The following is a 5345-nucleotide window of genomic DNA, read 5'->3' as shown; positions in this document are numbered from 1 at the left end:
GTTGCGAGCAGTCAGAGCGCGCTAAAGAGCCGGTTCAGAATGAGCTTTTCAGTCGACGTAGACAGATGATCGAGCAGCCGAGGTGAGTAGGGCCTGGTGGATGTCGGCGCGGCGTTCCCAGCGGGTGCGCAGCCGGCGGAACTGGTGGAGCCAGCCAACGGTGCGTTCCACCGGCCAGCGCTGACGGCCCAGGCCGGAGCCGTGCGGTGCTGGCGGGCGTGGGAGGAGTCCACGAGCGCCCGGTGCAGGTCGAGCCGGCCCGTGGCGTTGAGCCCGTCCAGCACCGGGGACCGACGGCGACGACAGTCCGCTAAGTCCGTCGCGATGACGTACTGCTCGATCGTCACCTGGATCCCGGTCTGGTCGCGCGGACCGCTGGCGACCGATAGGTCGATCACCGGGGCTTCGGAGACGCGGTAGTCGCCAAGGCCTGCGGATCGATGTGCAGGTGGTCTGCGGGCCGGTCGCGCTACCAGCGGGAGCACCGCCGTCGGCACCGTGACCATCGCGGTTCCCGACCCGCTGTTCGCCCCGCCCGGCCAGCTCGACCGTCCACCCGCACCCGCACCCGCACCCGCACGCCGGCACCGGCGACAGCACCGACCCGTCAGACGAGAAACCTCTAGAGGTTTGATGCTACCGTGGGAGCAACGTAGATCGACGAGAGGGCGCAGCGCCGATGCAAACGCCACTGGCTGAGGTCTTCACCTGGCCGCATGACACTCCGCAGCTCATCGGCAGTCGGTGCGGCGACTGCGCAGCGACGACGTTCCCTGCACAGTCTCGCTGCCCCCGGTGCGGACGGTCCAGTATGTCCGAGTTGCTCCTGCCGCGGCGCGGCACTCTCGTGGCTTGGACGACGCAGGGTTTCGTGCCGAAGCTTCCCTACGCGGGTTCCGACAAGGCGGATCGCTTTACACCCTTCGGGGTCGGCCTCGTGCAGCTGGGCGACGTCATCCGGGTCGAGTCGAGGCTGACGGAGAGCGACCCGACGAAGTTGCGCTTTGGCATGGAGATGGAGTTGTCAATCGTTCCCTTCTACGTTGACGACGCCGACGACGAGATCATGACCTTCGCTTTTGCACCGGTTTCCGGTAGCACCGACAGCCCCTGAGGAGTCCAGGATGAACGATGTCGCGATCATCGGCGCAGGTCTTCATCCCTTCGGCCGGTTCGGTGACAAGTCAGCCTTCGCCATGGGCGCGGAGGCGATCGACCTCGCGCTCGCCGACGCGGGAGTGGCCTGGGAGGACATACAGTTTGCCTGCGGAGGCAGTTGGGAGGTAGCGCAGACCGACCCGCTGACCGGGCTGCTCGGGCTGACCGGCATCCCTTTCATCAACGTCTTCAACGCCTGCGCCACGGCCGCCAGCGCGATCCAGCAGGCTGCCAATGCCATCCGCACTGGCCAGTGTGACCTCGCCGTCGCCGTCGGGTTGGACAAGCATCCGCGCGGAGCGTTCGTCGAGGACCCGATGCTGGTGAACATGCCGTCGTGGTACGCGGAGAACGGTCAGTACGTCACCACGAAGTTCTTCGGCATGAAGATCAACCGCTATATGCACGATCACAATATCACCTCCCGGACGCTCGCCCGGGTCGCGGCGAAGAACTTCCGGAACGGCGCGCTCAACCCCAATGCCTTCCGGCGCAAGCCGATCTCGGAGGACGAGATCCTGGCCTCGCCCGTGCTCAACTACCCGCTGACACAGTTCATGTTCTGCGCCCCGGACGAGGGCGCGGCGGCCGTGGTCCTCTGCCGGGCCGACGTGGCCCACCGTTACACCGACAAGCCTGTCTTCGTGCGTGCCTCGACCATCCGCACCCGCCGGTACGGTGCGTACGAGGTGAACACCACCTGGGCGGCTATCGAGGAGGACGCGGCGCCGACGGTCTACGCCTCGCGGGCAGCCTACGAGCAGGCCGGGATCGGTCCCGAGGACGTCGACGTCGTCCAGTTGCAGGACACCGACGCCGGCGCCGAGGTCATCCACCTCGCTGAGAACGGCTTCTGCGCCGATGGCGAGCAGGAGAAGCTGCTCGCGGAAGGCGCCACCGAGATCGCCGGCCGGCTGCCGGTCAACACCGACGGTGGCCTGATCGCCAACGGCGAGCCGATCGGGGCCTCTGGGCTGCGCCAGGTGCACGAGTTGGTACGCCAGCTTCGGGGGCAGGCCGGCGAACGGCAGGTCCCCGGTAACCCACGCGTCGGCTATGCGCAGGTCTACGGGGCACCTGGAACCGCCGCCGTCACCATTCTCTCGCGGTGATCACCGGCGGGACCACGAGACCCGCGTAGATGGTGGTCGCTGCCGGGACGGGCCCGGTTCACCGGGCTCGCGCCCGTGCCGCGCCCCCCTAGACGAGTAGGTCCTGTCTCCGGTCGGTGGTCGTAGGCGATCAGGGGGTGGGTGATGGGCGCGGCGGTCTGGTTGTTGTGCCAGATCGCCGCGGCCATCGCCAGCAGGCGTTGGGCGACGCGGGCCGCGACGCCGGTCAAAGTCCGTCGCTCTGCCTCGTCATCGGCGGTCCACGGCGGGATGCTGATGTTCATCCAGCCAAGCCCTTCGCCTAGACAATCGGACCGCTTCGGCCGAGCCAACGCGTCGGCAGAGTCACGGCACAGCCGGCCCCGGACAACGATCGTCTCAGCCAACGACATGACGTTGAGGCGCCGCCGAACAAAATTCCTGGCGTTGTTCTCAGACCCCAACTGCCGCGAAACCGTCGTGCGCCGCGACGGCGGCGCTCAGACGTTGGAGTAGAACGCGGACGATCTCGGGTTTCACGATGATGGTAATACCCCACATGAAGAAGCCATAGACGGTACCGATCCGGTATGCAGTCCATGCCTCCTCCCACGAGGGCGCATCGACACCACGCGCGCTCAGCTCAGAGAGATAGTGTCGCAGCAGGTCCCGTTCCGCTCTTTCGCGGTCTTCAGTCGAGATGGTTGAAGCGATGTGGTAGCCGACGTCAATGCCCCAGAAGTTCCGTTGCACGAGCTGCCAGTCGACGAGGGAGGGCTGGCCGTCGCCGGCGAGGAAGATATTGCCGACGTGCGCGTCGCCGTGGATGAGTGTCCAGCCGGGACCCTCCTGACGGGCCGCCAACAGCCGCTGGGCGCGCACGAGCCGGCCCGCGTCTCGCGCCTCGGGCGCGACGTCGACTCCAACGGGACCGTCAAAGTTTGACTGGATCGTGCCCTCGCCCCGATGCCCGAAGTACATGTCGATACGGGGCGCGAGCCATGGTTCGTGAACTGATTTCGGCAGTCCCCAGCCGAAAGCGTGGAGACGCGCGAACTCGGAAAGGCTCTGCGCCGCCTGATCCACGGAATACGGCGACAGTGCGTCGAGAAAATCGCCACCCGCGGTGATGATGTCCTCGGTGACGAAGACCCCTGCACCGGTCTCGGGCGAGGCTCCAGCGTAGTGGCTTCGGAGAGTGCGCACACCCATGGGCTCGGCCAGCGTCGCGTAGAAACATGCTTCGGGCCCCCCGAGGAAGGCAAAGGGTCGGCCGGCCTCGCCGAAGTACCCCTTGACACACAGGTGAGGTGAGAGTCCGTCGGGGACACCGCCGGTGCACTCGACAGTGAAGCGCGCGTTCGTCGAGATTCGCGTGTCGACTGACCGCACGATCACGTTGGCGACCTCGATGCCTGGGTGGCGCTGGGATAACGCGAGGCTGAGCCACGCGGGATCGAGAGCCTCTTCGAGTGTTTCAGGGACTGGTACGGACTCGGTCATCGTTCCTCCTGGTCTGCGTGTTTCCGAACAAAGGCGAAAGAAACTGCGCAGTTCGTTGGCGAACGCCCTGGGCCGCTCGATCGCGGGAAGTCGCCACCCGCGGCGTGCCGGTAGACCAGCGCAGGTCTCGACAATGGGTCTCGCGCCACCGGCGTATGACCGGTGCAGGTCGGCCGGAGACACCGACACGCCCGCGGGCACCCGACGGGGTCCGGTTGAGCGCCCGGCGGCGCTCCAGCACGGGTGGGCCGACCACACCGATGTCGCGCCTAACCAAACACCACGGGGATTTCGGTCGCGCCCCGCTCGTACATGCCGATGACGCGGGGCGGTTCGGCGGCGGGGTCGAGCCTCAGGTTCGGGAGCCGGTCGAGCAGGGTGCCGATTCCGACCGTCATCTCCGCCCGGGCGACGTGCATGCCAAGGCAGATGTGGGGCCCGCCGCCGAACCCGAGCGACCGCTTCAGCGGGCGGTGGATGTCGAACTCGTCGGGCCGGTCCCACCGGGCCGGGTCCCGGTTGGCCGCACCGATGCACAGGTGGGCCACGGCCCCCCTCGGGAGGTGCACACCGTAGAAGTCGATGTCCTGGGTGACATGGCGGGAGAACATCGGGTCGGTGGGCGTCCACCGCAACGACTCCTCGATGGCTGCCCGCAGTAGCTGCCGGTTCTCGCGGACGGCGTCGAGGGCCTTCGGTCGTTGCAGCAGCGCCGCGAGAGTGATGCCCATCTGCTTCCAGGTCGTGCCGGAACCAGCCAGCAACAGCAGGAGCGCGAACGTGTAGATCTCGACGTCCGAGAGACGGTGCATGACCCCGTCCTCGTCCTTCAGCTCGGCCTCGACAAGCACACTGATCAGGTCGTCCTGCGGGGACTCGCGCCGGGCGGCGACCACCGGCGCCAGGATGCTGACAATCTTCGGCGGGTCGCTGAGCGACTCTCGGATGGTCAGCGCCTGCTCAACGGGAACACCAAAGCTGCCGGTGATCGTCAGCAACGGGATCGCGGCGCAGAAGTCGGTGTTGAGCTCGGCGCGGCCCTCGTCAAGGAAGCCGTCAACCAGCGCATGCACCGCCTCCTCGATCCAGTTCATGATCCACCATTTGGCCTTCGCGGGCACGAAGGACGGCTGCACGAGGCCGCGGTAGCGGCGGTGCCGGGCGCCTCCCATCTGCAGCAGGCTGGTGGTGTAACTGACCGTCTCATCGGTTGGATCGACGGGTTCCGGCGACGAGGCAAACAGTTCCTCATCCCGAAAGGCAGCGTCGCAGGCGTCGAAGCCAAAAACCGAGAAGTGGGGCCGGTCTTCGAAGGGCAGACCCTGAAAGAACGCCGAACCGGGGTAGCCGGTCAGCTCATGGACTACTCCCGGATGCACCGGCGCCTGCTCGCGGAGTCGATGCCAGATCGGATACGGGTCTTCCCTGAAGTCGCCACCGGACAGGGCGTTGTAGCTGCTCCGAAGGTCGAACAGCTTCCGGACCCGATCCCTGTCCAGCGCCTCACTAATTGTCACTAGTGTTCCGAGTCTGAAGTTTTTGGGCTGATCGTAGACTGGGGTTATGCCTGGTCCGAGTGCCGTGCCGATCGAG

At 66.6% G+C, this 5345-nt stretch carries 5 protein-coding genes and 1 pseudogene; 2 read left to right on the top strand and 4 right to left on the bottom strand.

Annotated elements, in window-relative coordinates; all coding sequences use genetic code 11:
• Positions 1-48 precede the first annotated feature (48 nt).
• A complete protein-coding gene (locus I6A81_RS40120; protein WP_456319697.1) occupies positions 49-171 on the bottom strand; it encodes a hypothetical protein in 123 nt (40 codons plus the stop codon).
• A gap of 508 nt (positions 172-679) precedes the next feature.
• On the opposite strand from I6A81_RS40120, the gene I6A81_RS40115 reads away from it, so the two are divergent.
• The gene (locus I6A81_RS40115) at positions 680-1114 is read left to right on the top strand and encodes a Zn-ribbon domain-containing OB-fold protein (protein WP_203007811.1); all 435 of its coding nucleotides are present in this window, start codon (positions 680-682) and stop codon (positions 1112-1114) included.
• Positions 1115-1124: 10 nt separating this feature from the next.
• Positions 1125-2270 (top strand): thiolase family protein, encoded by a 1146-nt coding sequence (locus I6A81_RS40110; protein WP_203007812.1) that lies wholly within the window; start codon positions 1125-1127, stop codon positions 2268-2270.
• Between the two features lie 116 nt (positions 2271-2386).
• Here I6A81_RS40110 and I6A81_RS44500 read toward each other — a convergent pair.
• The 3 genes and pseudogenes from I6A81_RS44500 to I6A81_RS40100 all read right to left on the bottom strand — a co-directional run.
• Positions 2387-2506: pseudogene (locus I6A81_RS44500) on the bottom strand (IS982 family transposase); the annotation flags it as partial.
• Positions 2507-2702: 196 nt separating this feature from the next.
• On the bottom strand, positions 2703-3752 hold the full coding sequence (locus I6A81_RS40105; protein ID WP_203007813.1) for a phosphotransferase: 1050 nt from the start codon (positions 3750-3752) through the stop codon (positions 2703-2705).
• 269 nt (positions 3753-4021) lie between these two features.
• Complete coding sequence (locus I6A81_RS40100; protein ID WP_407661462.1) at positions 4022-5263, bottom strand: cytochrome P450; 1242 nt, start codon at positions 5261-5263, stop codon at positions 4022-4024.
• Between the last annotated feature and the right edge of the window lie 82 nt (positions 5264-5345).

Source organism: Frankia nepalensis, from assembly GCF_016786325.1.
Classification (GTDB): domain Bacteria; phylum Actinomycetota; class Actinomycetes; order Frankiales; family Frankiaceae; genus Pseudofrankia; species Pseudofrankia nepalensis.
The sequence above is the reverse complement of the archived record's forward strand: the minus strand, read 5'-3'. Positions and strand labels throughout refer to the sequence as shown.

What these genes read in the sequence shown, in the direction of transcription:
- I6A81_RS40115 (WP_203007811.1), top strand. Translation starts at nt 680, where the DNA reads ATGCAAACGCCACTGGCTGAGGTCTTCACCTGGCCGCATGACACTCCG.
- I6A81_RS40110 (WP_203007812.1), top strand. Translation starts at nt 1,125, where the DNA reads ATGAACGATGTCGCGATCATCGGCGCAGGTCTTCATCCCTTCGGCCGG.
- I6A81_RS40105 (WP_203007813.1), bottom strand. Translation starts at nt 3,752, where the DNA reads ATGACCGAGTCCGTACCAGTCCCTGAAACACTCGAAGAGGCTCTCGAT.